Source organism: Halorubrum sp. B52, from assembly GCF_059752555.1.
In genome coordinates, this window is record NZ_MWTG01000008.1 from 491,088 (window position 1) to 517,159 (window position 26,072).

The following is a 26,072-nucleotide window of genomic DNA, read 5'->3' on the forward strand; positions in this document are numbered from 1 at the left end:
CGAGAAAAGCGTCGGACTTCGGCAACTCCTCCTTATCGCTTCTCCGGTATAAACCAGACGGTCCGACCTCGGCGATCGGGGCCGAGGCGCGGAGTCGGGGCCGGCGCTCGAAGCGGGTCAGCGCCGGTCCCGCAGCGCGGGGAACTCCTCGCGCACCGCCGCCACTCGCTCCGGGTCGACCTCGGCGGTCACCGTGGCCGGCTCCTCGCCCGCGGACGCGAGCGTGGTGCCCCACGGGTCGTAGACGGTCGTCCGCCCGCAGAGCGCGTCGCCGTCGAACGCGCCGCTCCCGTTGACGGCGGCGACGTACGCCAGGTTCTCGATCGCCCGCGCGCGACCGAGCGTCCGCCAGTGTTCCACGCGCGGGTACGGCCACGCGCTCGGCACCAGCACGCATTCGACGCCCGCCTCGACCATCTCGCGGAACTGTTCCGGGAAGCGGAGGTCGTAACACGTCGTGACGCCGACGCGCACGCCCTCCAGGCCGACGACCGGGACCCGATCGCCGGGGACCATCCGGTCGGTCTCCTCGGAGCCGTACCCGAACAGGTGGTGCTTCCGGTAGACGAGTCGCCGCTCCCCGTCGCGGTCGAAGAGGACCGCAGCGTTCGCGAGGCCCTCCTCGGCCGGGACGTCGATCCCGTCGGCCGCGGAGGCCGCCAGGTCCTCGACGACGGTCCCCGCGAGGACGTTGACGTCGGCGTCGGCCGCGACGGCCGCGAACCGGGAGAGCCGGTCGCCGGCGAGGCTCTCCGCCGCGCGGGCGTAGGCGTCGAACGCGAAGTAGCCGACGTCGAACAGCTCCGGGAGGACGACGAGGTCCGCCCCGTCGTCGGCGGCCGCCCGGACCCGCTCGACCGCGCGCTCGACGTTGTCCGCGACGGCGCCGCCCTCCACGCCGAGCTGGACGCAGGCGACCCTCATGCCGTGGGGCCCAGGGAGGCGCGGAGCGCGTCCTCGAGGTTGTCGAGCTCCTTGTCGAAGTTGCGCTCGAAGAACGACTCGACGCCCGGAAGCCGGCCGTCGACGACGAACTCGTTGGCGAGCCGACAGCCGCCGTCGGTCTCGGTGATCGCGTGTTCGCCGGTGACGCGGAACGCCTTCGACCTGCCGACGAACTTCACCCGATTCGGCGGGTCGCGCTCGACCTCCTCGGTCTCGACGGAGATCGTCGACCGGATCATCGGGATCGGGAGCGCGACGTGCCAGGTCGCGCGCCCCTCGCCGTGGACGTCGAAGGTGTCGACCACGCTGATCGCGCCGGCGCGCTTCTCGGCGTCCGAGATGAACGCCCACACGTCTTCCGCGGGCGCGTCGAACTCGAACGTCCGGGAGACTCGGACGGTCATACCACTCCGTTGGTGCCACGGGGGTTAAAAACACGCGAGTCCGGCAGGCGGGTCACGGACCCCGGCGGAGTCGCCGTCGGCCGAGGGGGCCGTCAGGCGCGCCGCCCCGCCGCTCAGCCCTGCGGCGTCACGCGCCACGTCGTCGACCGGGAGCGGCCCCACTTCTCGATGTCGACGTCGTCGGCCTTCTCGGCGAGTCGGGGGAGGCGCGAGCCGACCTGCTTGGCCGTCAGGCCGATGGCGTCGGCGATCGTCTTCGAGCGGACGTACCGCTCGCCACGGGTGACGCTGTCCGTGAGGTACGCGAGGATCCGCTGCTCCTCCTCGGTGTACTCGCTCATGCTGCGAGCGTAGGCGTCAGACGTCCTTAACGGTTTCTCGTTCTCGGGCCGCTCAGTCGAACAGCTGCACGGCCACGACCGCACAGAGGGCGAAGACGAACGCCGCCGCGAACCCCCACGCGCGGCCGAGCTGCGACGGGTACCCGAACATCAGCGCCGTGCCGACGAGCGCGACGGCCCCCAACGCGAGCGCCACGCCGATCTCCATGTCAGACTCGATAGATCCCTCGCTCATACCCGTCGCTTCGCGGGCGGCTACTTAGTTCATACGAAGGGCGCGACGCGGGGGCGATATCTGTCGCTCTCAGATGATCTCGACGTGCTCCGACTCCTCGTTGAGCGCGAGGTTCGCGGCGATCTCCGCGTTCCGCATCGCGTACTCGGCGGTGTGTTGGAGGCTGACGAGCACCTCGCGGGTCATCAGCAGCGTGTCGTTGTCGAGATCGCTCGGCAGCTCGCCGAGGATCTCCTGCTCGCGGTCCTCCAACCGAGCAAACAGGTCGCGACACTCGACGGTGAGGTCGTAGTCGCGCTCGACGACGGCCCTGACCGCGAGCGCCGTCAGCTCGTCGACCTGATCGGTGAACTCGCGGATCTGGCGCATCGTCGCGCTGTCGACGTCGAGCGTGTGGCCGTCCGCCTCCATCACGATGTCGGCGATGTCCTCCGCGTTGTCGGCGGTGAGCTCCAGGTTCTTCGCCACGGAGCGGTAGCCGATGAGGGGGAACCCCTCCTCTAGGCCGACCGCGCGGGCGAGGTTCGGGTTCTGGTACGCCGTGAAGATGAGCCGGAGCAGGAGGACGAAGATCTTGTTCGCCTGCCGCTCGCGGTTGAGCGCGCGCTGCGCGAGGTCGGGGTTGCCGTGCGCGAGCGCCTTCACGGCCTCGCCGCGCATCGTCGACCCGGTGTTCTCCAGCCGCTCGAGCAGGTTGTCGAGCGTGAAGTCCTCGGGGTCGACCGAGCAGCGGATGGAGATGTCCTCCGGCGTCTCCTCGATGACGCCGAGCCCCATCAGCTGCGTCTCGGCCTTGTAGACGGCGTTGATGTGCTCGCTGTCGAGCGTGCCCTCGCTCCGGACGTGGATCACGCGCCGGCCGAGCACGTACTGCGCGACGATGGCCCGCTCCAGCGACCGCGCGTCGAGCCCGTCGGCGTTGATGACCGCCTCCGACTCCTCCGTGCTCACCGACTCGGGGAGGACGGTGAGCGTTCCCTTGCCGCCCATCCGGAGCGACACCTCGTCGCCCTTGTTGACGCCGTGTTCCTGTGCCCATTCGGCGGGGAGGGTCATCGCCAGCGTCGACGGACCCAGCCGTTGGACCTTCCGCGTTTCCATGCGAGGAGATATCCCGGGATGCACCTTAACGTTGTTCCTATGTTCATTATACGCTTGATCGAATATACAAGGGCTTGTTACGCGGATCGGACGCATCATTCCGGGTCGGGCGCCGGATGATCCGCGCGCTTATGTCGTTCAGTTGCCGATAGCGAGCCATGACCGAGCGGGTGCTCGTCGTCGACGACTCCTCGTTCCAGCGGACCGTGGTCCGGGACGCGCTGGAGGGGTCGTTCGACGTCGTCGGGGAGGCGAAGAACGGGGCAGAGGCCGTGGAGCTGTTCGAGGCGCACGAGCCCGACGCCGTGTCGATGGACGTCGTCATGCCGGAGATGACCGGGATCGAGGCGACGCGGGCGATCAAGGATCGGTGGCCGGACGCCGCGGTCGTGATGTGCACGAGCGTCGACCAGCGAGAGAAGATGATGGAGGCGGTGAAGGCCGGCGCCGACGGCTACGTCACCAAGCCGGTCGATCCCGACGAGCTGGTCCCGGAGCTGGAGAGTCACCTCGGCTGAGCGACGGGGGTCCGGGTCGGTCCGCTCCGGTCGCGGCGGATCGAACTGACCCGGTCACGGCGGATCGAACGACCGGAGGAGCGACGCGAGCGCGCTCGCCAGCTCCTCGAAGCGGTCCATCTCCATCGAGTCGGTCGTCACCCACACCCCGTGGCCGTTGGCGATCACGCGCGTGAGGTACCCGTTCTCGAACACCCGCACGGTGAACTGGTAGTCGCCGAGTTGGGTGTTCGCGTACAGCGACTGCGCGTGGAACCCGTGTCGCTCGCTCTCCGCGAACCCGACGAGGTCGGCCGTCCGGCTCAGGTCGCTGCGGAGGTACAGCTGTTCGACTTCGTCGTCGGTGAAGTAGGTCAGGCTGCGAAGCTCGTCGCCGGTCGCGGTTCGCGCCGCGCTGAGAAGCTCCTCGGCGTTGGAGTCCGGAACATGTGCCATGCTACCACGATCGATCGTCTCATACATGAGCGTATGGGTGTCCGCAGGCCCGTCGGTGCGAGCGACGGCCGCCTCGAGAGGCGTCCGGAGCGGCGCCGCCGTCGACAACGCTCGCGTCGGAAGGGCAGAGTTTAGGGACCGCCCCGTCGTCGACCCGCCATGAGCGACTACGACGACGTCTGCGTCCTGCTGCCCACGATGGACGAAGTCGAGACGGTCGCGCGCGTCGTCGAGGCCTTCCGCGACGTCGGGACCGAGGAGGTCCTCGTGATCGACGGCGGCTCCACCGACGGGACGCGGGCGGCCGCCCAAGAGGCCGGCGCGCGCGTCGTCGAGCAGTCGGGCCGCGGGAAGGGACAGGCCGTCCGCGAGGCGGTGCGCGACCACGTCGACGCGACGTACGTCGTGATGGCCGACGCCGACGCGACGTACGACGCCGACGACGTCGACGCGATGCTCGAACCGCTGTTCGCCGGCGAGGCCGACCACGTCATCGGGAACCGGTTCGCCGACATGCGACCGGGGGCGATGACCCGCCTGAACCGGATCGGAAACCGGGTCATCAACCTCGCCTTCCGCGCGATCCACGGCGAGGGCTACCGGGACATCCTCTCCGGCTACCGGGCGTTCACCCGGGAGTCGTTCCTCCGGCTCCACCTCACCGCCGACGGGTTCGGGATCGAGACCGAGATGGCGGTCGAGTGCGTCAAAAACGAGGTCTCGGTCGCGGTCGTCTCGATCACCTACCGCGAGCGCCCCGGCGGCTCCGCGACCAACCTCCACCCGATCCGCGACGGCGGCGTGATATTCCTCGAGCTGTACCGCAAGGCGAAGACGAACAACCCCCTGTTCTACTTCGGCAGTATCGGTGCGGTGTCGACGGCGGCGGGCGCGCTCATGACCGCGTACGTTCTCTACGAGTGGCTCGCGTTCCGCGTGAGCCACGAGGTGATCGCCATCGGCGCCGTCGGCGCGACGATCCTCGGGATCCAACTGCTGATCTTCGGGGTGCTGGCCGACATGATTCTCTCGCTGCACCGCGAACAGGTGGCGCGGCTCGAGCAGGCGATCGAAGACCGGGGGCTCGACGGGCGGAGCGACGAGAGCGAGGGCGACCGGTCGGCCGACGTCAACGCGGGCGACCCGTCGATCGACGCCGCCGACGACTGACCGTCGATGCCGACGACTGACGGTCGACCGTCCGAACCGCAGGCACATAGTTTATGTCGGCACGCGGAAACCATCGGTCATGGACGGGAAGCGGGTCGTCATCGCCCTTTTCGGACTCGCCGTCGCGCTCGTCGTCGGACTCGTCACTTACCAGTTCATCGCCCCCCTCACGGTCGCCGTGTTCCTCTACTACTCGACGCGACGGCTCTTCCACCGGCTCGACCGGTTCCGGCTCCCCGCCCGCGTCCGAGCCGTCGTCGCCATGTCGCTCCTCGGCGTGCCGCTGGTCGGTCTCCTGGGATACACCATGCTGCTGTTGCTGATCGAGGCGCGCCGCTTCATCGGGCGGTACCCCGTGGTCGAGACGGTCGGCGCCGAGGGCTCGTGGGTCAGGGACCTGTCCGAGCTCTCGGACCCGACCCTCGACGGGCTCGTCGCCGCCTACCGCTCCGGACAGCTCGACCCCCTCATCGAGTTCGCCTCCGAGCAGGCGGCGCTGCTCGCGAGCGCGCTCTCCGGGCTCGCGCTCAACCTCCTGATCGCCGTCATCGTCACGTACTACCTGTTGCTCGACGGCTCGAAGCTCCGCGAGTGGCTGCTCACGTTCGACGACGGCGACGGGGTGGTCCGCGAGTACCTCGAGACCGCCGACGCCGAGTTGGAGGCGGTCCTGTACGGAAACCTGCTCAACGTCATCGCCATCTCCATCATCGCGATCGTCACCTACACCGCCTACAACGTGGTCGCACCCGCGCCCGTCGAGGTCCCGTATCCGGCGCTCGCGGGCGCGCTCACCGGAATCGCGAGCCTGATTCCGGTGATCGGAATGAAGATCGTGTACGTCCCGCTGGCGGCGGTGACCTCCGTGCCGACGTTGCTCGGCGACGACTTCGCGCTGCTCGCCTACGTCGTCGGCTTCCTCGTCGTCGCCGCGGTCGTCGTCGACACGATTCCCGACCTCCTGCTCCGGCCGTACTTCAGCGGGAAGACGACCCACGTCGGCCTGCTCATGCTCGCGTACATCTTCGGTCCCGTCGTCTTCGGCTTCCACGGGCTGTTCCTCGCGCCGATCGTGCTGGTGCTGGCGCTCACCTTCGCGGACACGGCGCTGATCCGGTTACTCGGCCGCGATCCGGACGAAACGGGGGCGGAGAGGGGCCCCGCGCCGGTCCCCCGCGGACAGCGGCGGCTCGACGAGTTCTGACCGCCGGAGTCGCGGACGCGCGGGCTCCCGCGCTCCGCCATTCGACGGAGATGGCCCCGCCACCGAGCCGAAGAGATAAGCCCCCGCTCGCCGACCGGAGTGACGTATGCGCCTTCACGTCATCGGTCTCGGCGGCGCCGGTGGCCGGATCGCCGACCGGCTCGCGGCCGACCACGGCGGCGACCGGTTCCTTCACGGACTCAACGCGTTCGACACGGACGCGGCGGCCCTCGACGCCCTGCGGTCGCTCGACGAGTCGCGGCGCTACCGCTTCGGCGACGCGGCCGACGGGAGCGGACTCGACGGGGACCTCCACGCCGCCCGGCGGCTCGGCGACGCCCACGCGAGCGAGCTCGGCCGCGTCATGGACGACGAGAGCCCGTCGGCCGCGGAGGCGTTCCTGCTCGTCGTCGGCCTCGGCGGCGGCGCGGGGGCCGGGGCCGCGCCGGCGCTCGCCGGGGAGCTGTCGCGCCTCTACGACGTCCCGGTGTACGCCGTCGGGCTGCTCCCGACGCCGGCGGAGTCGGCGGCGAGCGAGGTCGACCCCGTCCGCGGGAGCGCGACCGAACCCGAGGACCGCGCGCCCCGGCGCCCGCTCGCGGAGAAGAACGCCGCCCGGACGCTCGACGCCCTCTCCGACCGCTGCGCAGCCCTGTTCCCGTTCGACAACGACGCGTGGCTCCGCCCGGGCGAGAGCCTCGCCGACGCCCGGGAGCGGCTGAACGGTGTCGTCGTCGAGCGGATCGCGGCGCTGTTCGGCGCCGGCGAGTCCGGCGAGGCTGAGTCGACCCCGCAGCAGGTGCTCGACGCGAGCGACGTCGCCCGCGCGGTCGGCGACGACGGGGAGATCGCCGCGATCGGTCACGCGACGCAGGCCGTCGACCCGCCGGAATCGGGGTCGCGGTTCGGGCTGGGGCTCTTCGGCTCGAGCGAGCCCGCGGAGGTCGACACCGGCGAAGCGGTGTCGGCGATCGAGACGACGATCCGGAAGGCGGCCCGCGGGAAGTCGACGATCGAGGTCCTCGAGGGGCGCGCGGACCGGACGCTGCTCGTCGTCGGCGGACCGCCGGCGTGGCTCAACCGGCAGGCGATCGCCGACGGGCGGCGGTGGCTCGCCGAGGAGACCGGGTCGGACGCGATACTGAGCGGCGACGCGCCGGAGCCGGACGGCGAGGCCGTCTTCGCCGTCGTGTTGCGCTCGGGAATCGACGAGCCGGCGCGAGTCCGGGAGATCCGGGAGTCGATCGCGTGACTCCCGGTCGGGGCCCGGACCTCGGGGCGAGGGTCGGATCCCGACCCCGAACCCGAACCGATTAACCCCTTGTGGCGCCCAGATCGGCCGTGACCACCCACGCCGACCTCGGGCTCGACCTCGACGTGCGCGACGCGGACGCGGTCGCCGATCGCCGCGACGAGGTCGTCGCCGCGGTCCGCGACCACGCCGGAACGATCGCCTACCAGCTCGCGAAGCTCCAGGGCGGCGACTACGGCCGACGGGAGCTGTCGACGCCGGGCGGGACGTGGACCGTCAAACACGAGGCCGGGGAGCTGGAGTTCCTGCTGTTCTCGCCGAAGTCGGGCTCCGACGTGTACGTCGTCTCGACGAAACAGCCGCCGGACCCGACCGACCTCGCGGCCGCCCTCGACGACTACGCGAACCTCGTCGCCGCCTGGAACGAGTACGTCGCGTCGCTGTCGGGCGTCCTCGACGGGGTGAGCGCCGAGTTCCCGGATCCGGCGTCGACCGACGGGGTCGTCGCCGAGCGCGACCGCGTGCTGGACGCGATCCGTCAGACTTGCACCGTCATCGCCGGTGAGATCCATCGCTACGAGGGCGACGACTACGGGACGTACACCGCCCGCGTCGACGGCGACCGCTGGGAGCTGAAGTGGGACGAGGGGACGGTCTCGTACCTCCGCGTCGGCGGCTCCGGCGGCCTCTACCTCCTCTCGCAGTACGAGGCGCCCTCCGCGGCCGACGTTCGCGAGTACGCCGACTCCTTCAGGGGGTTCGTCGACGCGTACAACGAGTTCGTGGGGGAACTGGAGAGCGACCTGGCGACGGTCGAACTCTGAGGAGCCCCCCGCTCGGCGTCCCCTCGCTCGCCTCTTTCTCACTCGCCTCCCGATCCGCTGAAGGCACCGAACGTGTACTCCAGGCCGAACATGACGAGCGCCATCGTGAGGGCGCGGACGAGGAGGAGGTCCCCGCTCAGGACGAGCCCGACGGCGAGCACGCCGACGCCCGCAGAGCCCCCCAACAGGGCCGCGTACCGTCCGCGAGAGAGGCCGCGCGCCCACCCGTCGACCCGGTCGTAAAGTCCCGGTATCGAGGTCACGCCAACGGGGAGCACCCCCGGACGGAAAACGGTTCGTGGCCGCCGCCGTCGCTCGATGGTGTCCATGTTCGTGCGTATTTCTCGCTTCGATGTGGGAATATTTATGCAGTAACGTCGGGTAGCGACCGCGTATGTCGATCACTCTGCCGGGACCGACGCTCGGCGTCGTCGGCGGGGGACAGCTCGGTCGGATGATGGGCGAGGCGGTCGCGCGGCTCGGCGTCGAGGTCGTCGTGCTCGACCCGACGCCGGACTGCCCGGCCGCCCCCGTCGTCAGCGACCAGATCGTCGGCGACTTCGACGACCCCGACGCGGTCCACGAGCTGGCGAGCCGCGTCGACGCGCTCACCTTCGAGATCGAGCTGGCCGACCCGGACCTGCTGGCCGAGGCGAGCGCGGAGCACGACGTACCCGTCCAGCCCGACCCCGCCACCCTCCGGACGATCCAGGACAAGCTGGTGCAGAAGGAGGCGCTCGCTGACGCGGGGATCCCCGTTCCGGAGTTCGTCGCGGTCGCGACCGCCGACGGGCTCGAACGCGTCGTCGAGGAGTTCGGCGGCGTCATGCTGAAGGCGCGCGAGGGCGGCTACGACGGCCGCGGGAACGTCCCCGTGGAGGACCCCGCGGACGCGGCCGACGCGCTCGACGAGGTCGGCGGGAACGCGATGGCCGAGGAGCTCCTCGACTTCGAGTGCGAGATCGCCGTGATGGGCCTGAAAGGCGCCGACGGCGAGACGCGCACCTACCCCGTCACGGAGACGATCCACCGCGAGGAGATCCTCCGCGAGAGCGTCGCTCCCGCCCGGGCCGACGACGCGGTCGTCGCCGAGGCGGAGTCGGTCGCCGGCGACGTGCTCGAGTTCCTCGACGGCCGCGGCGTCTACGGGATCGAGCTGTTCGAGACGAAGGAGGGGTCGGTCCTCGTCAACGAGATCGCGCCGCGCCCCCACAACTCCGGTCACTGGACGATCGAGGGCGCGCGGACGTCGCAGTTCGAGAACCACGTCCGCGCGGTGCTCGGATGGCCGCTCGGCCCGACCGACCTCGTCGCGCCCGCGGTCACCGCGAACGTCCTGGGCGACGTAGACGAGACCGGGCCGGCGACGCTCCGCGGCGTCGACGAGATCCTCGCGGCGCCCGACGCCGACCTCCACTGGTACGGGAAAGACGACGTGCGCCCGCTCCGGAAGATGGGGCACTTGACGGTGACCGGCGGAGGCGACGAGGCGGCAGCCGACGATGCGGCAGCCGACGATGCGGACGCTCCCGGAGACGCCGACCGCGACGCCCTGCTCTCGCGGGCTCGGGAACTCCGCGACGCGACGACGTTCCGGAGCGACTGACGGTCCGGAGCGACTGACGGCCCCCGAGCCGACCGCGCCGCATCCGGCACTTCCTTACCGGCCTCCGCCGAACCACCGTCTATGCCAACGGTGCAGGACCTCATCGACCGGCTCGAAGCGGAAGCGGCGGCCGACGCCGACCCGGAGACCACCCCCGACGTCGGGATCGTCATGGGCTCGGACTCGGACCTCCCCGTCATGGAGGGCGCGTACGACGCGCTCGACGAGCTCGGCTTCGCGGAGCAGACCGACTTCGCCGAGGCGCCGGACGCCCGGTTCACCTACGAGAGCTACGTCGTCTCCGCGCACCGCACCCCCGAACTGATGTACGCGTACGGGGAGACCGCCGCCGACCGCGGGCTCGACGTCGTGATCGCCGGCGCGGGCGGGAAATCCGCCGACCTCCCGAACATGACGGCGTCGATCGCGTACCCGATCCCCGTGATCGGGGTCCCGGTACAGGAGAAGTCGGTGGATTCCGTGATCGGGATGCCCACCGGCGCCCCGATCGTCGCGGTCGACGCCGGGAAGTCGTTCAACGCCGGCCTCTCGGCCGCGCAGGTGCTCGCGCGCGAGCACGACGCGATCGAGGAGCGGCTGATCGCGTACCACGAGGACCTCAAGGGCGGCGTCGCCGACGTCTCCGCCGACCTCCACGACCTCGGTATCGACGGGTTCCGCGCACGGGACGGGGAGTAACGCGCGCCCCGATCATTCGACGAGCCCGCCCGACTCGTTCGGCCGCGGAATCGAAACGCGCCGGTCCGTCCGTTCGGCGCTCTCGCGGTCGTCTGGGGCCTCCTCGGAGCGGTGTCCTGAAGACTCAACGCTTATGAGGGGGCGGTCCAAATCCCCGCACGTTACGGAGACCTATATGAGCGATTGGATAGCGATCGGCGCCTTGGCGGCCGTCGGCCTGCTCATCCCGATAGGGATGATGACCGTGTCGGCGTTACTCCGTCCGAGCGTGCCTGAGACCGGTAAAAGCACCACCTACGAGTCCGGCGAGACCCCGACGGGCGGGACCCGGATCCGGTTCAACATCCAGTACTACATGGTCGCGCTGTTGTTCGTCGTGTTCGACATCGAGACCGTGTTGCTGTTCCCGTGGGCCGTCATCTACCGCCCGGCGATCGAGGCGGGCGTGCCGATGACCGCCCTCATGTGGCCGATGTTGGCCTTCGTCGGGATCCTCGCGATCGGGCTCGTCTGGGCGTGGCGGTCGGGGGCGATCAGCTGGGCCCGGAGCCCCCGCGCGACCAGACGGAAAACGGAGCGTGACCTCAACTAATGAGCAGCGATCAACCATTTATCACCGACGAATCGCAGGTCGTAACTAAAACTCGGGACGCCCGGATGACCGGGCAGGGAGACCGGTTCAACTCCCGCCTCCGCGAGGCGTTCGGCTCCTCGCCGTTCATCCTCACCAAGTTCGACAAGTTCCTGAACTGGTGTCGCGGCTCCTCGATGTTCATGCTGCAGTTCGGTATCGCCTGCTGCAGCATCGAGATGATGCACACCTACGCCGTGAAACACGACCTCGACCGGTTCGGGAGCGGGGTCCCCCGCGCGTCGCCGCGGCAGGCCGACGTGATGATCGTCCCCGGGACGATCGTCTCGAAGTTCGCGCCGCGGATGAAGCGCGTCTACGACCAGATGCCCGAGCCGAAGTTCGTCGTCGGCATGGGCTCGTGTACCATCTCCGGCGGCCCGTTCCAGGAGGGGTACAACGTGATCAAGGGCGCCGAGGAGGTCATCCCGATCGACATCCACGTCCCCGGCTGCCCGCCCCGTCCAGAGGCGCTCGTTTACGGCGTCGTGAAGCTCCAAGAGCGCGTCGCCAACGGCGAGGCCGCGCCCGTGACGGTCAAGCCGTACGAGCTGGAGGAGTTCTCCGACCTCGAACGCGACGAGCTCGTCGACAAGCTCGCCGACCAGATCGACGACGACGAACTCGTCATGCGGTACAACTTCGCTGATTCGCCATGAGCCTCGAACGACCGGACACCACCGACGACGCGGCGATCGAGCGCACCCCCGACGAGCTGGAGGCGCTCCTCGGCGACCTCGTCGTCAAGCGCGACGACCACCTGAACGCCCCCGGCTTCGTCATCCGCCCGGACACCGTCCAGGAGACGCTCTCGATCCTGAAAGAGCGGGCGGGGTACGACCACCTCTCGGTGGTCACCGCCCAGGAGTACGAGAACCGCTACGAATCGATCTACCACCTGAAGAAGTTCGACGACCCGACCCAGGAGGTCAGCGTCGTCGTCCCCGCCGACAAGGACGACCCGGTCTCGGAGTCGGCCGAGCCCGTCTTCCGCACCGCCGACTGGCACGAGCGGGAGGCGTACGACCTGATCGGCGTCGAGTACGACGACCACCCCGACCTGCGCCGGATCCTCCTTCCCGAGACGTGGCAGGGCCACCCCCTGTCGATGGACTACGACAAGGACCGGCCGCAGATCGCCACGCTGCCGGAGCACGCGAACCCGCTGCAGGAGCACCACAAGGACGCCGAGTCCGACACGATGTTCCTCAACATCGGGCCGCACCACCCGGCGACTCACGGGGTGCTCCACCTGAAGACGACGCTCGACGGCGAGCAGGTCGTCGACGTCGAGCCCGACATCGGCTACCTCCACCGCAGCGAGGAGCAGATGGCGCAGTCCGGGACGTACCGCCACCAGATCATGCCGTACCCGGACCGCTGGGACTACATCTCGGCCGGGCTCCTCAACGAGTGGGCGTACGCCCGCGCGGCCGAGGACCTCGCCGAGATCGAGGTGCCCGAGTACGCGCAGGTCATCCGGACGATGGGCGCGGAGATGTGCCGGATCGCGGCGCACATGCTCGCGCTCGCGACGTTCGCGCTCGACGTGAACGGCGACTTCACGGCGACGTTCATGTACGCCATCAACGACCGCGAGCGCGTGCAGGACCTGCTGGAGGACCTGACGGGCCAGCGGCTGATGTTCAACTACTTCCGGCTCGGCGGCGTCGTCTGGGACCTGCCGGAGCCGCGCGAGGAGTTCTTCTCGAAGACCCGCGACTTCCTCGACCAGCTACCGGAGTCCGTCGAGGAGTACCACAACCTCGTCACCTCTAACGAGATCTTCCAGATGCGGACGATCGACACCGGAATCCTCCCGCCGGACGTCGCGAAGAACTACGGCGCGACCGGCCCCGTCGCCCGCGGTTCGGGGATCGACTTCGACCTCCGCCGCGACGATCCGTACGGCTACTACGACGAGCTCGACTGGGACGTCGTCACCGAGGACGGCTGCGACAACTTCAGCCGCCTGCTCGTCCGGATGCGCGAGGTCGAGGAGTCCGCGAAGATCATCGAGCAGTGCGTCGACCTCCTCGAGGACTGGCCCGAGGACGAGCGGACGATTCAGGCGAACGTGCCGCGCACGCTCCGCCCCGACGACGACGCCGAGATCTACCGGGCCGTCGAGGCCGCGAAGGGCGAGCTCGGCATCTACATCCGCTCCGACGGCACCGACAAGCCGGCCCGGTTCAAGATCCGGTCGCCGTGCTTCTCGAACCTCCAGACACTGCCTGAGATGGCCAACGGGGAGTACATCCCCGACGTCATCGCGGCGCTCGGGAGCCTCGACATCGTGCTCGGGGAGGTGGACCGCTGATGGGGACGGCGCCCGCACAGCTGTTCCCCGAGTTCCTCGCCGAGACGTTCGGGCTCCCGGGCGTGCTCGGCGAGGTCGTCGCGGCGCTGATCGCGGCGGCCGTCGTCGGGAACATCGTCCTCGCGTTCACCGGCGTCGCCGGTCCGTGGGCGAAACGGAAGATCACGGCGGCGTTCACCGACCGGATCGCGGTCAACCGGGTCGGGCCGTTCGGCCTCCTGATCATCCCGGCGTCCGCGGTCCAGCTGCTCGCGAAGGAGCTCATCGTCCCCGAGGGCGTCGACCGCCCCTCGTGGGACATCGCGCCGATCATCCTGCCCGCGTCGGCGCTGCTCGGCTTCGCCGTGATTCCGATGGGCCGGCTCGGCCCGATCAACTTCCACCTCGCGGACCCCGAAGTCGGGTTCGCGCTGGTGTTCGCGTTCGCCTCCATCGCCTCGATATCGCTGGTGATGGCCGGCTACGCGTCGAACAACAAGTACTCGCTGCTCGGCGGGCTCCGCGCGGTCGCGCAGAACCTCGCGTACGAGATCCCGCTCATCGTCACGGCGATGTCCGTCGTGATCTTCGCGGGCACGCTCCAGATGAGCGGCATCGTGGGCGCCCAGACGACGACGCTCGTGACGATCGCCGGAATCGACATCCCGGCGTGGTACGCCTTCGTGAACCCGTTCGCGTTCGTGCTGTTCCTCACCGCGAACATGGCCGAGATCGGGCGGAACCCGTTCGACATCCCGGAGGCGCCGACGGAGATCGTCGCCGGCTACCAGACCGAGTACTCCTCCGCGTACTTCGTCCTGTTCTACCTCGGCGAGTTCGTCCACATCTTCCTCGGCGGCGCGATCCTCGCCGTGACGTTCCTCGGCGGCGCCTCCGGGCCCGGCCCGGAGAGCATCGGCTTCATCTGGTTCGTGGTGAAGATCTGGGGCTTCTTCCTGTTCACGCAGTGGGCCCGCTCCGCGCTGCCGCGCGTCCGTATCGACCAGCTGATCGAGATCGGCTGGAAGGGAATGCTGGTGCTGTCGTTCGCGAACCTGGTGCTCACGGCCGTAATCGTGGGGGTGATCGCGTAACATGATCGGACTCATGAAATCCATGGCGACGACGATGAAACACGCGCTGGACGGGTCGACGTTCACGGTGGAATACCCGGAGGACGCGCCCGAGGTGAGCCCGCGGTTCCGCGGCGTTCACAAGTTCAGCCAGGAGCGGTGCATCTGGTGCCGCCAGTGCGAGAACGTCTGTCCGAACGACACGATCCAGATCGTGCAGGACGACCAGCGCAACGGGGAGCAGTACAACCTCCACATCGGGCAGTGCATCTACTGCCGGCTCTGCGAGGAGGTCTGCCCCGTCGACGCGATCCTGTTGACGCAGAACTTCGAGTTCACCGCGGACACGAAGGACGACTTCGTGTTCAACAAAGAACAGCTCAAGAACGTCCCGTGGTACAAGGGAATCGACCCGCTGGAGTCCCGGAACCCCGATCGCGGCGCGTGGATCGGGGAGGGCGACGGCGAGGTCGACTACCAGTAGCGGGCGCGTCTCGAAATCTTCAAAGGGACTCTCATAGGAGACAAACACAATGGTTTATGCTACCATCGCGTTCGGGCTGTTCGCCGCGGTCACGCTGGCGTTCGGCCTCGGGGTCGTCCTGGCGCGCGACGTGTTCCACGCCGCGCTGCTGCTGGGCGGAGCCCTGACGAGCGTCGCGGTGCACTACGTGATGTTACAGGCGGAGTTCATCGCCGCCATGCAGATCCTCGTCTACGTGGGCGGGGTTCTGATCTTGGTCACGTTCGCCGTGATGCTCACGCGATCGGACACGGAAACGGAGGTGAATAGCGCATGAGCGACGACGACTCGGGCCGGGGCGGACGCGTCGTCCCCGCCGCTGCGGTCGGGCTTCTCTTCGCCACGATGGCCTTGACCGCGCTGTCGGCCGACTTCGCGGCGGCGGGAGCCGGATTCCCTGCCGACGCGTCGGTCGTCCACAACATCGGGTACGCCCTCTTCAACCTCGGCGAGTACGACGTCGCGACGATCCCCTCCGAGGGGTTCCTCGCCGCGTTCCTGATCGCCGCCGTCGCCCTCGACGTCGCCGTCGACGGCGCGGTGTACCTGGCGAAACGCGAGGAGGGCGGATCGATCATCGCCGCGGTGGGGGAGGCGTTCACCGACGGCGGCCGCGACGGAGGTGAGCGCCGATGACCGCCGTCGCCTCCTCGATCCCGCCGGAGTGGTACCTGCTGCTCTCGGCCGCGGTCTTCTGTATCGGTCTGTTCGGCATACTCACGCGGCGCGACGCGCTGTACTTCCTGATGAGCGTCGAGCTCATGATGAACGCGGCGAACATCAACTTCGTCGCCTTCGCGCTGTACTACGGCGACCTCACGGGGCAGGTGTTCGCGCTGTTCGTCATCGCGCTCGCCGCCGCGGAGGTCGCGATCGGTATCGGCATCATCCTCGTGCTGTACCGCAACTTCGGGGTCACCGACGTGACCGTCCCAACGGAGATGAGGTGGTAACATGATAGACGTGTTCTCATACGTTCCGGCGATCGTACTCCTCCCGTTCTTCTCGTTCCTGATCGCGCTCGGCGCCGGCAAGTACCTCCCCAAGGGAGGCGCGTTCGGCGGCATCGCGGCGACGGCGGGCTCGTTCCTGCTCTCGCTGTGGGTGCTCGCGACGGTCGCGGGCGGCGCGGCGGCGAACCGAACCATCTACACGTGGGCGAGCGCCGGCGGGATCGGCCCGACGGACGTCGAGCTCTCCTTCGGGATCCTCGTCGACCCGCTGTCGGCGCTCATGCTCGTCATCGTGACGCTCGTCGCGCTGCTCGTGCACGTGTTCTCGCTCGGCTACATGAACGACGAGGGCGAGACGGGCCTCCCGCGCTACTACGCCGGGCTCGGCCTGTTCACGGCGTCGATGCTCGGCTTCGTCGTCGCCGACAACCTGCTGATGGCGTTCATGTTCTTCGAGCTGGTCGGGCTCTGCTCGTACCTGCTCATCGGGTTCCACTTTCGTGAGCCCGGCCCGCCGTCGGCGGCGAAGAAGGCGTTCCTCGTCACCCGCTTCGGCGACTACTTCTTCCTCGTCGGCGTCGTCGCCGTCATCGGGACGTTCGGCACGGCGCAGTTCGCCGGGCCGGAGTCGTTCCCGGCGCTCGCCGAGGCGGCGCTCGCCGGCGAGGGATCGGTCGCGTGGACGCCCGGCGGCGTCGAGCTGCAGACGTGGCTCACCGTCGTCGGCCTGCTCGTCCTCGGCGGCGTCGTCGGGAAATCGGCGCAGTTCCCGCTGCACACCTGGCTCCCCGACGCGATGGAGGGCCCGACGCCCGTCTCCGCGCTGATCCACGCCGCGACGATGGTCGCGGCCGGCGTCTACCTCGTCGCGCGGATGTACGGCTTCTACGCGCTGACGCCGACGACGCTCGCGGTGATCGCCTTCATCGGCGGCTTCACCGCGCTGTTCGCGGCGACGATGGGGGTCGTGAAAGACGAGCTGAAGCAGGTGCTCGCGTACTCCACCATCTCGCAGTACGGCTACATGATGCTCGCGCTCGGCGCGGGCGGCTACGTGGCCGCGGTCTTCCACCTGACCACGCACGCCTTCTTCAAGGCCCTGCTGTTCCTCGGCGCCGGCGCGGTGATCATCGCGATGCACCACAACGAGGACATGTGGGACATGGGCGGGCTCAAATCGAAGATGCCCGTCACGTACTACACCTTCCTGGCCGGGTCGCTGGCGCTCGCGGGCATCTTCCCGTTCGCCGGCTTCTGGTCGAAAGACGAGATCCTCTACGAGGCGCTCGTCCACGCGCCCGGCGAGCCGCTGCTGTTCGGCGGCTACCTGATGGGGCTGCTCGCGGTCCCCGTCACCGCCTTCTACACCTTCCGGATGGTGTTCTTAACCTTCCACGGCGAGCCGCGCACCGACACGGCGCGCGACCCCGAACCCGTTCGCTGGAACGTGAAGGGGCCGCTGACGGTCCTCGGCTCGCTCGCGGTCGTCACCGGTCTCATCAACATGGTGCCGGTCCAGAAGGTCCTCGGCCTCGAGGGGATCGACCTGCTCCACCGCTGGCTCGACAACGAGTGGGGCGGCATCGAGGGGCTCTCCTCGCACCACTACGGCGACATCGGGCCGTACAGTAGCCAGTACGTCGTCGGCGGCGAGGTCGCCACGGTTCTCGTCGGCGCGGCCGTCTCGCTCGGACTGGCGCTGACCGGTCTGCTGGTGGCGTGGCGGCTCTACAACGTTCCGTCGCCGACGGAGCACACGGCGAAACTCGGCGGGATCAAAGACGTGCTGTACAACAACTACTACCTCGACGAACTGCAGGTATGGCTCGCGTATCGCACCGAGGACGTCGCCGGCGGCGCCGACACCTTCGACCAGGGCATCATCGACGGCGTCGTCAACGGCGTCTCCTCGGTGAGTCTCATCGGCGGTGACCGGATCCGGCAGATCCAGAACGGCGTCGTCTCGCAGTACGCCGCGCTGCTCACGCTCGGGCTGGTCGCGCTGATCTTAGTGCTCGGCGTCACCGGGGGGTGGTTCCTGTGATAGTCGAGGCGCTCATCGCGGTCGCGTTCGCGAGCGCGCTCGTCGTCATGCTCTCGCCGAACGCGTGGGCGGGGCGGCTCGCGTTCGCCTTGAGCCTGATCCCGTTCGCCGGCTCACTGTACCTCTGGTCCGGCTTCGACGCCTCCGGGAACGCCCTCACGGGCGGCGAGATCGCCTACCAAACGCAGATCGAGTGGCTGGAAGTCGGCGGCCGCTCGGTCTCGTGGTTCGTCGGGCTGGACGGCATCAGCCTCCCGCTCGTCGTGCTCACGACGTTCCTCGTCCCGCTGGCGATCCTCAGCGCGTGGACGCCGATCGACTCCCGGCAGAGCCAGTTCTACGGGCTCATGCTGTTCATGGAGGCGAACCTGCTCGGCGTGTTCACCGCGCTGGACTTCTTCCTCTGGTTCGTCTTCTGGGAGGCCGTCCTCGTCCCGATGTACTTCCTCATCGGCGTCTGGGGCGGCCCCCGCCGGAAGTACGCCGCGATCAAGTTCTTCGTCTACACGAACGCGGCCTCGCTGCTGATGTTCATCGGGTTCATGAGCCTCGTGTTCGCGCTCGGCGACTCCGTGAGCTCGTTCGCGCTCCCGGAGATCACGGCGGCGATCGCGAACGGCGGCCTCGGGACCTGGTTCGGGATCGCGCCCGGGGCGATCGCGACGGGGGCGTTCCTCGCGATGTTCCTCGGGTTCGCGGTGAAGGTCCCGGTCGTTCCGTTCCACACGTGGCTGCCGGACGCCCACGTCGAAGCGCCGACGCCCGTGTCGGTGCTCTTGGCGGGCGTCCTCCTGAAGATGGGGACGTACGCGCTGCTCCGGTTCAACTTCACGATGCTGCCCGATCAGGCGTCCGCGCTCGCGATCCCGATCGCGGCGATAGCCGTGATCAGCGTCATATACGGCGCGATGTTAGCGCTCGCGCAGAAGGACCTCAAGCGCATCGTCGCGTACTCCTCCGTCTCGTCGATGGGGTACGTCATCCTCGGGCTCGTCGTGTTCACCGAGTACGGCGTCGGCGGTGCGACGTTCCAGATGGTCGCGCACGGCCTCATCTCGGGGCTGATGTTCATGGCGGTCGGCGTCGTCTACAACGCGACCCACACGCGGATGGTCGGCGACATGGCCGGGATGGCCGACCGGATGCCGGTCACGGTCGGCATCCTCGTCGCCGGCGCGTTCGGCTACATGGGGCTGCCCCTGATGGCCGGCTTCGCGGGCGAGTTCTTCATCTTCGTGGGGTCGTTCTCCGCGCCGGCGCTCCCGTACGCGCCGCTGTTCACGGCGCTCGCGATGTTCGGTATCGTCATCGTCGCGGGCTACCTGCTGTCGGCGATGCAGAGCACGCTGTTCGGGCCGTTCGAGCTCTCGACCGACTACGACGTGGGTCCGGCGCCGTTCCACGACGTCGCCCCGCTCGCGGTGCTTCTGGTGGCGATCATCGTCCTCGGCGTCGCGCCGGACATCTTCTTCGAGATGATCCGCGACGCCGCCGTTCCCGTGGTCGAGGGGGTGAGCGTCGATGGTTAACACGCTCCCGCAGGCGACGGCGCTGCTGCCGGTGCTGCTGCTCGGATTCACCGGGCTCGCGCTGCTGCTCGTCGACACCCTCCGCCCCGACACCCGGTCGAACACCTCGATGGCGGTCGTGAGCGCGCTCGGCGCGCTGGCCTCGCTGGCCGCGACCGTGTGGTTCGTCGCCTCCGGGACCGGCTCCGGCGACACCGGCGGCGCGATCCTGCTGTTCGCCGACGCGGTCAAGGTGGACACCATGGCGCTGTTCTTCACCGCCATCTTCGCGTCCGTGACGTCGCTCGTCGTCGTCGCGGCCCACGACTACTTCCACGACCACCCGAACCCGGCGACGTTCTACTCGCTGACGCTGTTCGCGGCGACCGGCATGTCGCTGCTCGCGGTCGCGAACTCGCTCGCGGTCGTGTTCGTCGCCTTAGAGATGGTGTCGCTGCCGTCGTACGTGCTCGTCGCGTTCCTCAAGCAGAACCGCGGGAGCGTCGAGGCGGGGCTGAAGTACTTCCTCGTCGGGGCGCTCTCCTCGGCGATCTTCCTGTTCGGCATCTCGCTGGTGTACGCGGCGACGGGGTCGCTGATGCTCGGCGAGGTCGCCGGGGTCCTCGGCGACATCGCCTCTGACGCCGACGGGATCGGCAGTCGCAGCGGGATCGCCGGCCTCGGGGTCGTGATGATCCTCGGCGGCGTCGCGTTCAAGACCGCCTCCGTCCCGTTCCACTTCTGGGCGCCGGAGGCGTACGAGGGCGCGCCCGCCCCCGTGAGCGCGTTCCTCTCGTCGGCGTCGAAGGCGGCCGGCTTCGTGGTCGCGTTCCGCGTGTTCACGGAGGCGTTCCCGGTCGGCGCGTCGCTCTCCGCGAACATCAACTGGGTGCTCGCGTTCGGCATCCTCGCGGCCGTGACGATGACGCTCGGGAACTTCGCGGCGGCCGTCCAGGAGGAGGTCAAGCGGATGCTCGCGTACTCCTCGATCGGTCACGCGGGCTACGCGCTCATCGGCGTCGCGGCGCTCTCCGCGGACGGGAGCGGTAACGGCGCGGTGATGGGCGCGGCGATGGCGCACCTGCTCGTCTACGGCTTCATGAACACCGGCGCGTTCCTCTTCGTCGCGATGGCGGAGCGGTGGGGCGTCGGCCGGACCTTCGAGGACTACGCCGGGCTGGCCGAGCGCGCGCCCGTCGCCTCGACGGCGATGGCCGTGTTCATGTTCTCGCTGGCCGGGCTCCCGCCGTTCGCCGGGTTCTTCTCGAAGTACTTCCTGTTCATGGGCGCCATCGACAACGGCTTCCTGTGGCTGGCGGCGATCGGCGCCGTCAACAGCGTGATCTCGCTGTACTACTACAGCCGGGTCGTGAAGGCGCTGTTCATCGACGACCCCGCGTCGCCGACCGCGCTGGACGCGATCGACGTGCGGCCGACGGCGCTGTACGCCGCGGTCGTCTTCGCGGCGGTCGCGACGGTGCTGCTCTTACCCGGCTTCGGCCCGGTCATCGAGACCGCCGAGGCGGCCGCGTCGGCGCTGTTCTAACCCCTCGCGTCTCGCTTTCGGTTCTTGACTCGTTCGTTCCGCCCCGACCGTCCGGTACCCGCAGGTATTCCCGCGTCCGGCGCCTCGATCGGGTATGAGCAGAGATCGGACGTACCGCTGTCTGAACTGTCTGGACAACACCGTGAGCCGGGAGTTCGACACGTCGCACCTCTCGGTGACGTGTCCGAACTGCGGTTCGTTCGAGCGGTTCGTCAACGACGCCGCCTTTCAACAGTTCCGAGCGTTCGAGGAGTCGCCTCCCGCGGAGATCGACTGGGAACGGCTGGACCGGACGGAGAAGCTGATGGTCTCGGAGCGGCTCGTCCGCTCGACCAAGACGCTGGCGGACTTCGACGTTGTCGAGTCGTCGGCTGGAGAGGGAGAGGCGTCGGCCGGGGGAGGGGAATCGTCACCCGGCGAGGGCGAGGCGTCGGCCGGGGACTGAGTCAGCGCGCGTACAGCTTCCCGCCGACGAGCGCGGCGAGGCCGTCGCCGTCGTTCGGGGTGACCGCCACGTACGGCCGGTCGACGGGACCGAACACGTCGACCACGCGGCCGACCGTCGAGAGCGACTCGTCGACGACGGCCGCGCCGATCCGGGGCGGCTCCTCGCCGCGGTCGCCGCGGGCGATCGCGAGCCCACCGGCGGTGCGGACGACGGTGCCGACGCGTCGCATCGTCACTCGCGAATGACCCCGAGGTAGGCGGCGACCGCCTGCACGAGGTCGTTCTTCGCGGTGTCTTCCGTGCCCCGCACGACCACCGCGCCCCGCGGTTCGAACTCGCGGGAGTACGTCTTGTCGCGCTCGATCACCGCGTCGTAGCCGACTTGCTGGACCGCCTTGGCGATCTCGTCGACGGTGGGCTCGGGGATCGCGAGGTCCGCCGGGACGCGACGGCCCTCCGAGCGCGACCGCTCGGCGTCGAAGTACGCGGGATAGACGACGTTCTCGACCATACCGGAGAGGCGAGCGCGCGGCCTAAGGTCGTTTCGGACGCGCGCGGCCGGCGTCGCGGGTCGCGGTGGCTTCGTCCCGCCGCGACCCACCCCGGAACCCTTTTGCACGAACACGGGTCACGTTCCCCTAATGAGCGATCTCGAAGCGGAGTACCGCCTCGATTACTTCGAGGAGGAGGGGTTCGTCCGGAAGGAGTGTACCTCCTGCGGCGCGCACTTCTGGACCCGGGACGGCGACCGCGAACTCTGCGGGGAGCCGCCCTGTGAGGACTACAGCTTCATCGACGACCCCGGCTTTCCGGAGTCGTACTCGCTGTCGGAGATGCGGGAGGCGTTCCTCTCCTTTTTCGAGGAGCACGACCACGAGCGGATCGACCCGTACCCGGTCGCGGCGAACCGCTGGCGCGACGACGTCCTCCTGACGCAGGCGTCGATCTACGACTTCCAGCCGCTCGTCACGTCGGGGCGGACCCCGCCGCCGGCGAACCCCCTCACCATCTCGCAGCCCTGTATCCGGATGCAGGACATCGACAACGTCGGCAAGACGGGCCGGCACACGATGGCGTTCGAGATGATGGCCCACCACGCGTTCAACACGCGCGAGGAGGTCGACGAGGACGAGTACGCCTACCACGGCGAGGTGTACTGGAAAGACGAGACCGTCGCGTACTGCGACGAGCTGTTCGAGAGCCTCGGCGCGGATCTGGAGGAGATAACGTACATCGAGGACCCGTGGGTCGGCGGCGGCAACGCCGGGCCGGCGATCGAAGTGATCTACAAGGGCGCCGAGCTGGCGACGCTCGTCTTCATGTGCATGGAGCGGGACCCCGACGGCGAGTACGAGATGAAAGACGGGAACACGTACTCGTTCATGGACACGTACATCGTCGACACCGGCTACGGGTTAGAGCGGTGGACGTGGATGAGCCAGGGGACGGCGACCGTGTACGAGGCGGTGTACCCCGACGCGATCGAGTTCCTGAAGGAGAACGCGGGGATCGAACACACCGAGGAGGAACGGAAGCTGGTCCACCGCGCCGCGAAGCTCTCCGGTCGGCTCGACATCGACGACGTCGACGACGTGGAGGCCGCGCGCGGCGAGATCGCCGACCGGCTCGACGTCGACGTCGATCGGCTCCGCGAGCTCGTCGAGCCCCTCGAATCCATCTACGCGATCGCCGACCACTCCCGGACGCTCGCGTACATGTTCGGCGACGGTATCGTCCCCTCGAACGTCGGCACGGGCTACCTCGCGCGGATGGTGCTGCGACGGACGAAGCGGCTCGTCGACGAGGTCGACGTCGACGCCCCGCTCGACGAGCTCGTCGACATGCAGGCGGAGCGGCTCGGCTACGAGAACCGCGACACGATCCGCGAGATCGTCCGCACCGAGGAGCGGAAGTACCGGGAGACGCTCGAGCGCGGCTCCCGCAAGGTGGAGTCGCTCGCGGACGAGTACGCCGGCACCGGCGAGCCGATCCCGACCGAGACGCTCTTGGAGCTGTACGACTCCCACGGGATCCAGCCGGACATGGTCGCCGACATCGCCGAGGAGCGCGGCGCGACCGTCGACGTGCCGGACGACTTCTACGCGCTCGTCGCCGACCGCCACGAGGAGGCCGACGGCGACGAGGCCGGGGACGAGGCCGACGAGCGGCTCGGCAGCCTCCCGGAGACGGAGAAGCTGTTCTACGACGACCAGGGCCGCACCGAGTTCGAGGCGGTCGTCCTCGACGTGTTCGAGCGGGAGGAGGGGTACGACGTCGTCTTGGACCAGACGATGTTCTACCCCGAGGGAGGCGGTCAGCCCGCCGACCGCGGCCAGCTCACCGTCGGCGAGACGACGGTCGACGTGGTCGACGTACAGGAGGACGGCGGCGTCGTGCTCCACCGGACCGACGCCGACCCCGGTAAGGGGGAGTTCGTGAAGGGACAGGTCGACGGCGAGCGCCGCGACCGGCTCCGCGCGCACCACACGGCGACGCACCTGATCGGCCACGCCGCCCGCGAGGTGCTCGGCGAGCACGTCCGGCAGGCCGGCGCGCAGAAGGGGATCGACTCCTCGCGGCTCGACGTCCGCCACTACGAGCGGATCACCCGCGAGGACGTCAAGCGCATCGAGCGCGTCGCCAACGAGCTCGTCCGCGACGACGTGCCGGTGCGCCAGGAGTGGCCCGACCGCAACGAGGCCGAGGCCGAACACGGCTTCGACCTGTACCAGGGCGGCGTCCCGCCGGGAACGAACGTCCGCCTGATCCACGTCGGTGACGCCGACGTGCAGGCGTGTGCGGGCACTCACGTCGATCGGACCGGCGAGATCGGCGCGGTGAAGGTGCTGAAGACGGAGCCGGTGCAGGACGGCGTCGAGCGCATCGTGTTCGCCGCGGGCGGCGCGGCGATCGAGGCGACCCAGCGCACGGAGGACGCGCTGTACGACGCCGCGGACGTGCTCGACGTCGACCCGCTCGACGTCCCCGAGACGGCCGAGCGGTTCTTCGAGGAGTGGAAGGCGCGGGGCAAGGAGATCGAGTCCCTGAAAGAGGAGCTCGCGGCCGCGCGGGCCTCCGGCGGCGCCAACGCCGAGGAGGTCGACCTGGGCGGCATCACGGCCGTGATCCAGCGTCTCGACGGCGACGCCGACGAGCTGCGCGCGACCGCGAACGCCCACGTCGACGACGGGAATATCGCGGTCGTCGGCAGCGGGGCCGACGGCTCCGCGAGCTTCGTCGTCGGCGTCCCGGACGGCGTCGACGTCAACGCCGGCCAGGTCGTCGCCGAGCTCGCCGGCCGCGTCGGCGGCGGCGGCGGCGGACCGCCGGACTTCGCGCAGGGCGGCGGCCCCGACGTCGACGCGCTCGACGACGCGCTCGCGGCGGCGCCGGACGTGCTTCGGAACCTGCAGGAGGCCTGAGCGACGCACTCGCGCCCGATACTCCCCAACATGCCATATGCGAACAACGGCGGCGTCTCGATCCGCTACGAGGTCGACGCGCCAGACGCGGGTGACCCCGACGAGGCGGTGGTCTTCTGCGGCGACGTCGGGCTCGGCGCCTGGCAGTTCGGCTGGCAGCACGCCGCGCTCGCGGGGCCGCACACGGTGATCACGCCCGAGACGCGCGGCGTCGGCGACTCCGACGCGCCGCCCGGCCCGTACGCGGTCGCGGACCTCGCCGCCGACGTCGACGCGGTGTGCGCCGCTGAGGGAGTCCGGAACGCCCACCTCGTCGGCTACGGGCTCGGCGGGATGGTCGCGCTCGCGGCCGCGCTCGCCTCCTCGCGCCCGGCGAGCCTGACGGTCGTCGGCACGCCGCCCTCCGGCGACGCCTACAAACCCGACGCCGTGTGGGCCGACCCCTCGGACCCCGCGGCGGTGGAGGGGTCGCTCCACGGCCTGTGCTCCGTCGACTTCCGCGAGGCGCACCCCGACGCCGTCCGGCGGATCGCCGAGTGGCGGCTCGCCGAGGACGCCGGCCGCGAGACGTTCAAGGCGCACCGCGCGGCCGTCGAGTCGTTCGACGTCGCCGACCGGCTCTACGAGCTCACGACGCCGACGCTCGTCGTCCACGGGACCGACGACGCGGTCTGTCCGGCGTCGGCGGCGAAGGCCCTCGCGGAGGGGCTGCCCCGCGGCGAGCTCCGCGCGGTCGAGGGCGCGCGCCACCTCGTCGGCGTTGAGGCGTCGGCCGCGGTCAACGACGCGCTGTCCGGGTGGCTCGCCGAGCACGGCGCCGACCCGTTCTCCGGGTAGGCTCCGGCCCGAATCCCCGGGCAACCGCTTCGCGTCCGGCGGCAGCCCCGTCCGC

30 protein-coding genes are annotated in these 26,072 nt (G+C 69.4%); 21 read left to right on the top strand and 9 right to left on the bottom strand.

What is annotated here, in order from left to right; all coding sequences use genetic code 11:
- Nucleotides 1-117 precede the first annotated feature (117 nt).
- The 5 genes from B4V04_RS08285 to B4V04_RS08305 form a co-directional block, all read right to left on the bottom strand.
- Nucleotides 118-924 (bottom strand): carbon-nitrogen family hydrolase, encoded by an 807-nt coding sequence (locus tag B4V04_RS08285; RefSeq protein WP_498230742.1) that lies wholly within the window; start codon nucleotides 922-924, stop codon nucleotides 118-120.
- On the bottom strand, nucleotides 921-1,349 hold the full coding sequence (locus B4V04_RS08290) for an SRPBCC family protein (protein WP_498230743.1): 429 nt from the start codon (nucleotides 1,347-1,349) through the stop codon (nucleotides 921-923). Before B4V04_RS08290 ends, B4V04_RS08285 begins: the two co-directional genes overlap by 4 nt.
- Before the next feature lie 113 nt (nucleotides 1,350-1,462).
- Nucleotides 1,463-1,690 carry a DUF7123 family protein gene (locus B4V04_RS08295; RefSeq protein WP_144799420.1) on the bottom strand — a complete coding sequence of 76 codons (228 nt, stop codon included), beginning with the start codon at nucleotides 1,688-1,690 and terminating at the stop codon, nucleotides 1,463-1,465.
- Nucleotides 1,691-1,742: 52 nt separating this feature from the next.
- Nucleotides 1,743-1,925 (bottom strand): DUF7525 family protein, encoded by a 183-nt coding sequence (locus tag B4V04_RS08300; RefSeq protein WP_144799419.1) that lies wholly within the window; start codon nucleotides 1,923-1,925, stop codon nucleotides 1,743-1,745.
- A gap of 69 nt (nucleotides 1,926-1,994) precedes the next feature.
- Nucleotides 1,995-3,026 (bottom strand): PhoU domain-containing protein, encoded by a 1,032-nt coding sequence (locus B4V04_RS08305; protein WP_498230745.1) that lies wholly within the window; start codon nucleotides 3,024-3,026, stop codon nucleotides 1,995-1,997.
- Between the two features lie 158 nt (nucleotides 3,027-3,184).
- Between B4V04_RS08305 and B4V04_RS08310 the strand changes: the two genes are divergently transcribed.
- A complete protein-coding gene (locus tag B4V04_RS08310; RefSeq protein WP_498230747.1) occupies nucleotides 3,185-3,544 on the top strand; it encodes a response regulator in 360 nt (119 codons plus the stop codon).
- Nucleotides 3,545-3,598: 54 nt separating this feature from the next.
- Here B4V04_RS08310 and B4V04_RS08315 read toward each other — a convergent pair whose 3' ends face one another.
- Nucleotides 3,599-3,979 (bottom strand): DUF7522 family protein, encoded by a 381-nt coding sequence (locus B4V04_RS08315; RefSeq protein WP_498230748.1) that lies wholly within the window; start codon nucleotides 3,977-3,979, stop codon nucleotides 3,599-3,601.
- 159 nt (nucleotides 3,980-4,138) lie between these two features.
- On the opposite strand from B4V04_RS08315, the gene aglJ reads away from it, so the two are divergent.
- From aglJ to B4V04_RS08335, 4 genes are all read left to right on the top strand, one after another.
- Entirely contained in the window at nucleotides 4,139-5,149 is a 1,011-nt protein-coding gene (gene aglJ, locus B4V04_RS08320) for an S-layer glycoprotein N-glycosyltransferase AglJ (RefSeq protein ID WP_498230749.1), read from the top strand.
- 79 nt (nucleotides 5,150-5,228) lie between these two features.
- Nucleotides 5,229-6,353, top strand: coding sequence for an AI-2E family transporter (locus tag B4V04_RS08325; protein ID WP_498230751.1), 1,125 nt, complete (start codon nucleotides 5,229-5,231; stop codon nucleotides 6,351-6,353).
- Between the two features lie 106 nt (nucleotides 6,354-6,459).
- Entirely contained in the window at nucleotides 6,460-7,605 is a 1,146-nt protein-coding gene (locus B4V04_RS08330; protein ID WP_498230753.1) for an FtsZ/tubulin family protein, read from the top strand.
- Nucleotides 7,606-7,694: 89 nt separating this feature from the next.
- The gene (locus B4V04_RS08335) at nucleotides 7,695-8,429 is read left to right on the top strand and encodes a profilin-fold protein (protein WP_498230754.1); all 735 of its coding nucleotides are present in this window, start codon (nucleotides 7,695-7,697) and stop codon (nucleotides 8,427-8,429) included.
- Nucleotides 8,430-8,467: 38 nt separating this feature from the next.
- Here the strand turns inward: B4V04_RS08335 and B4V04_RS08340 are convergent, their stop codons facing one another.
- Entirely contained in the window at nucleotides 8,468-8,692 is a 225-nt protein-coding gene (locus tag B4V04_RS08340) for a hypothetical protein (RefSeq protein WP_498230756.1), read from the bottom strand.
- Nucleotides 8,693-8,823: 131 nt separating this feature from the next.
- Between B4V04_RS08340 and B4V04_RS08345 the strand changes: the two genes are divergently transcribed.
- The 14 genes from B4V04_RS08345 to B4V04_RS08410 all read left to right on the top strand — a co-directional run bounded on the left by B4V04_RS08345 (nucleotide 8,824) and on the right by B4V04_RS08410 (nucleotide 21,756).
- Nucleotides 8,824-10,035 carry a 5-(carboxyamino)imidazole ribonucleotide synthase gene (locus B4V04_RS08345; RefSeq protein ID WP_498230757.1) on the top strand — a complete coding sequence of 404 codons (1,212 nt, stop codon included), beginning with the start codon at nucleotides 8,824-8,826 and terminating at the stop codon, nucleotides 10,033-10,035.
- An 81-nt stretch (nucleotides 10,036-10,116) separates the two neighbouring features.
- Entirely contained in the window at nucleotides 10,117-10,734 is a 618-nt protein-coding gene (gene purE, locus B4V04_RS08350) for a 5-(carboxyamino)imidazole ribonucleotide mutase (RefSeq protein ID WP_498230759.1), read from the top strand.
- A gap of 175 nt (nucleotides 10,735-10,909) precedes the next feature.
- Entirely contained in the window at nucleotides 10,910-11,326 is a 417-nt protein-coding gene (locus B4V04_RS08355; protein WP_144799406.1) for an NADH-quinone oxidoreductase subunit A, read from the top strand.
- A complete protein-coding gene (locus B4V04_RS08360; protein ID WP_498230761.1) occupies nucleotides 11,326-12,024 on the top strand; it encodes an NADH-quinone oxidoreductase subunit B in 699 nt (232 codons plus the stop codon). Before B4V04_RS08355 ends, B4V04_RS08360 begins: the two co-directional genes overlap by 1 nt.
- On the top strand, nucleotides 12,021-13,685 hold the full coding sequence (locus B4V04_RS08365) for an NADH-quinone oxidoreductase subunit D (RefSeq protein WP_498230762.1): 1,665 nt from the start codon (nucleotides 12,021-12,023) through the stop codon (nucleotides 13,683-13,685). Before B4V04_RS08360 ends, B4V04_RS08365 begins: the two co-directional genes overlap by 4 nt.
- Nucleotides 13,685-14,758, top strand: coding sequence for a complex I subunit 1/NuoH family protein (locus B4V04_RS08370; protein WP_498230764.1), 1,074 nt, complete (start codon nucleotides 13,685-13,687; stop codon nucleotides 14,756-14,758). The genes B4V04_RS08365 and B4V04_RS08370 overlap by 1 nt, the downstream gene beginning before the upstream one ends.
- A gap of 1 nt (nucleotide 14,759) precedes the next feature.
- Nucleotides 14,760-15,221: a NuoI/complex I 23 kDa subunit family protein gene (locus tag B4V04_RS08375; RefSeq protein WP_004596401.1), complete on the top strand. Its 462-nt coding sequence runs from the start codon at nucleotides 14,760-14,762 to the stop codon at nucleotides 15,219-15,221.
- A 49-nt stretch (nucleotides 15,222-15,270) separates the two neighbouring features.
- Nucleotides 15,271-15,537, top strand: coding sequence for an NADH-quinone oxidoreductase subunit J (locus B4V04_RS08380; RefSeq protein WP_004049822.1), 267 nt, complete (start codon nucleotides 15,271-15,273; stop codon nucleotides 15,535-15,537).
- A complete protein-coding gene (locus tag B4V04_RS08385; RefSeq protein WP_498230767.1) occupies nucleotides 15,534-15,896 on the top strand; it encodes a hypothetical protein in 363 nt (120 codons plus the stop codon). The genes B4V04_RS08380 and B4V04_RS08385 overlap by 4 nt, the downstream gene beginning before the upstream one ends.
- Nucleotides 15,893-16,213, top strand: a complete 321-nt coding sequence (gene nuoK / locus B4V04_RS08390; RefSeq protein ID WP_144799402.1) for an NADH-quinone oxidoreductase subunit NuoK — start codon at nucleotides 15,893-15,895, stop codon at nucleotides 16,211-16,213. The genes B4V04_RS08385 and nuoK overlap by 4 nt, the downstream gene beginning before the upstream one ends.
- Before the next feature lies 1 nt (nucleotide 16,214).
- Nucleotides 16,215-18,257 (top strand): NADH-quinone oxidoreductase subunit L, encoded by a 2,043-nt coding sequence (gene nuoL, locus B4V04_RS08395; protein ID WP_498230768.1) that lies wholly within the window; start codon nucleotides 16,215-16,217, stop codon nucleotides 18,255-18,257.
- Nucleotides 18,254-19,786, top strand: coding sequence for a complex I subunit 4 family protein (locus B4V04_RS08400; protein ID WP_498230770.1), 1,533 nt, complete (start codon nucleotides 18,254-18,256; stop codon nucleotides 19,784-19,786). Before nuoL ends, B4V04_RS08400 begins: the two co-directional genes overlap by 4 nt.
- On the top strand, nucleotides 19,779-21,311 hold the full coding sequence (locus B4V04_RS08405) for an NADH-quinone oxidoreductase subunit N (RefSeq protein WP_498230772.1): 1,533 nt from the start codon (nucleotides 19,779-19,781) through the stop codon (nucleotides 21,309-21,311). Before B4V04_RS08400 ends, B4V04_RS08405 begins: the two co-directional genes overlap by 8 nt.
- 94 nt (nucleotides 21,312-21,405) lie before the next feature.
- On the top strand, nucleotides 21,406-21,756 hold the full coding sequence (locus tag B4V04_RS08410) for a hypothetical protein (protein WP_498230773.1): 351 nt from the start codon (nucleotides 21,406-21,408) through the stop codon (nucleotides 21,754-21,756).
- A gap of 1 nt (nucleotide 21,757) precedes the next feature.
- Here B4V04_RS08410 and B4V04_RS08415 read toward each other — a convergent pair whose 3' ends face one another.
- Entirely contained in the window at nucleotides 21,758-21,988 is a 231-nt protein-coding gene (locus tag B4V04_RS08415) for an H/ACA ribonucleoprotein complex subunit GAR1 (protein WP_498230849.1), read from the bottom strand.
- Nucleotides 21,989-21,990: 2 nt separating this feature from the next.
- Nucleotides 21,991-22,269: a signal recognition particle subunit SRP19 gene (srp19, locus tag B4V04_RS08420; protein WP_498230775.1), complete on the bottom strand. Its 279-nt coding sequence runs from the start codon at nucleotides 22,267-22,269 to the stop codon at nucleotides 21,991-21,993.
- A 130-nt stretch (nucleotides 22,270-22,399) separates the two neighbouring features.
- Here srp19 and alaS point away from each other — a divergent pair, with 130 nt between their 5' ends.
- Entirely contained in the window at nucleotides 22,400-25,180 is a 2,781-nt protein-coding gene (alaS, locus tag B4V04_RS08425; protein WP_498230777.1) for an alanine--tRNA ligase, read from the top strand.
- Nucleotides 25,181-25,210: 30 nt separating this feature from the next.
- A complete protein-coding gene (locus B4V04_RS08430; protein ID WP_498230778.1) occupies nucleotides 25,211-26,017 on the top strand; it encodes an alpha/beta fold hydrolase in 807 nt (268 codons plus the stop codon).
- Nucleotides 26,018-26,072 lie beyond the last annotated feature (55 nt).

What these genes read in the sequence shown, in the direction of transcription:
- purE (WP_498230759.1), top strand. Translation starts at nt 10,117, where the DNA reads ATGCCAACGGTGCAGGACCTCATCGACCGGCTCGAAGCGGAAGCGGCG.
- B4V04_RS08360 (WP_498230761.1), top strand. Translation starts at nt 11,326, where the DNA reads ATGAGCAGCGATCAACCATTTATCACCGACGAATCGCAGGTCGTAACT.
- B4V04_RS08310 (WP_498230747.1), top strand. Translation starts at nt 3,185, where the DNA reads ATGACCGAGCGGGTGCTCGTCGTCGACGACTCCTCGTTCCAGCGGACC.
- alaS (WP_498230777.1), top strand. Translation starts at nt 22,400, where the DNA reads ATGAGCGATCTCGAAGCGGAGTACCGCCTCGATTACTTCGAGGAGGAG.
- aglJ (WP_498230749.1), top strand. Translation starts at nt 4,139, where the DNA reads ATGAGCGACTACGACGACGTCTGCGTCCTGCTGCCCACGATGGACGAA.
- B4V04_RS08410 (WP_498230773.1), top strand. Translation starts at nt 21,406, where the DNA reads ATGAGCAGAGATCGGACGTACCGCTGTCTGAACTGTCTGGACAACACC.
- B4V04_RS08430 (WP_498230778.1), top strand. Translation starts at nt 25,211, where the DNA reads ATGCCATATGCGAACAACGGCGGCGTCTCGATCCGCTACGAGGTCGAC.
- B4V04_RS08415 (WP_498230849.1), bottom strand. Translation starts at nt 21,988, where the DNA reads ATGCGACGCGTCGGCACCGTCGTCCGCACCGCCGGTGGGCTCGCGATC.
- B4V04_RS08365 (WP_498230762.1), top strand. Translation starts at nt 12,021, where the DNA reads ATGAGCCTCGAACGACCGGACACCACCGACGACGCGGCGATCGAGCGC.
- B4V04_RS08305 (WP_498230745.1), bottom strand. Translation starts at nt 3,026, where the DNA reads ATGGAAACGCGGAAGGTCCAACGGCTGGGTCCGTCGACGCTGGCGATG.
- B4V04_RS08285 (WP_498230742.1), bottom strand. Translation starts at nt 924, where the DNA reads ATGAGGGTCGCCTGCGTCCAGCTCGGCGTGGAGGGCGGCGCCGTCGCG.
- srp19 (WP_498230775.1), bottom strand. Translation starts at nt 22,269, where the DNA reads ATGGTCGAGAACGTCGTCTATCCCGCGTACTTCGACGCCGAGCGGTCG.
- B4V04_RS08375 (WP_004596401.1), top strand. Translation starts at nt 14,760, where the DNA reads ATGATCGGACTCATGAAATCCATGGCGACGACGATGAAACACGCGCTG.
- B4V04_RS08370 (WP_498230764.1), top strand. Translation starts at nt 13,685, where the DNA reads ATGGGGACGGCGCCCGCACAGCTGTTCCCCGAGTTCCTCGCCGAGACG.
- B4V04_RS08315 (WP_498230748.1), bottom strand. Translation starts at nt 3,979, where the DNA reads ATGGCACATGTTCCGGACTCCAACGCCGAGGAGCTTCTCAGCGCGGCG.
- nuoL (WP_498230768.1), top strand. Translation starts at nt 16,215, where the DNA reads ATGATAGACGTGTTCTCATACGTTCCGGCGATCGTACTCCTCCCGTTC.
- B4V04_RS08290 (WP_498230743.1), bottom strand. Translation starts at nt 1,349, where the DNA reads ATGACCGTCCGAGTCTCCCGGACGTTCGAGTTCGACGCGCCCGCGGAA.
- B4V04_RS08295 (WP_144799420.1), bottom strand. Translation starts at nt 1,690, where the DNA reads ATGAGCGAGTACACCGAGGAGGAGCAGCGGATCCTCGCGTACCTCACG.
- B4V04_RS08380 (WP_004049822.1), top strand. Translation starts at nt 15,271, where the DNA reads ATGGTTTATGCTACCATCGCGTTCGGGCTGTTCGCCGCGGTCACGCTG.
- B4V04_RS08325 (WP_498230751.1), top strand. Translation starts at nt 5,229, where the DNA reads ATGGACGGGAAGCGGGTCGTCATCGCCCTTTTCGGACTCGCCGTCGCG.
- nuoK (WP_144799402.1), top strand. Translation starts at nt 15,893, where the DNA reads ATGACCGCCGTCGCCTCCTCGATCCCGCCGGAGTGGTACCTGCTGCTC.
- B4V04_RS08385 (WP_498230767.1), top strand. Translation starts at nt 15,534, where the DNA reads ATGAGCGACGACGACTCGGGCCGGGGCGGACGCGTCGTCCCCGCCGCT.
- B4V04_RS08405 (WP_498230772.1), top strand. Translation starts at nt 19,779, where the DNA reads ATGGTTAACACGCTCCCGCAGGCGACGGCGCTGCTGCCGGTGCTGCTG.
- B4V04_RS08345 (WP_498230757.1), top strand. Translation starts at nt 8,824, where the DNA reads ATGTCGATCACTCTGCCGGGACCGACGCTCGGCGTCGTCGGCGGGGGA.
- B4V04_RS08300 (WP_144799419.1), bottom strand. Translation starts at nt 1,925, where the DNA reads ATGAGCGAGGGATCTATCGAGTCTGACATGGAGATCGGCGTGGCGCTC.
- B4V04_RS08330 (WP_498230753.1), top strand. Translation starts at nt 6,460, where the DNA reads ATGCGCCTTCACGTCATCGGTCTCGGCGGCGCCGGTGGCCGGATCGCC.
- B4V04_RS08355 (WP_144799406.1), top strand. Translation starts at nt 10,910, where the DNA reads ATGAGCGATTGGATAGCGATCGGCGCCTTGGCGGCCGTCGGCCTGCTC.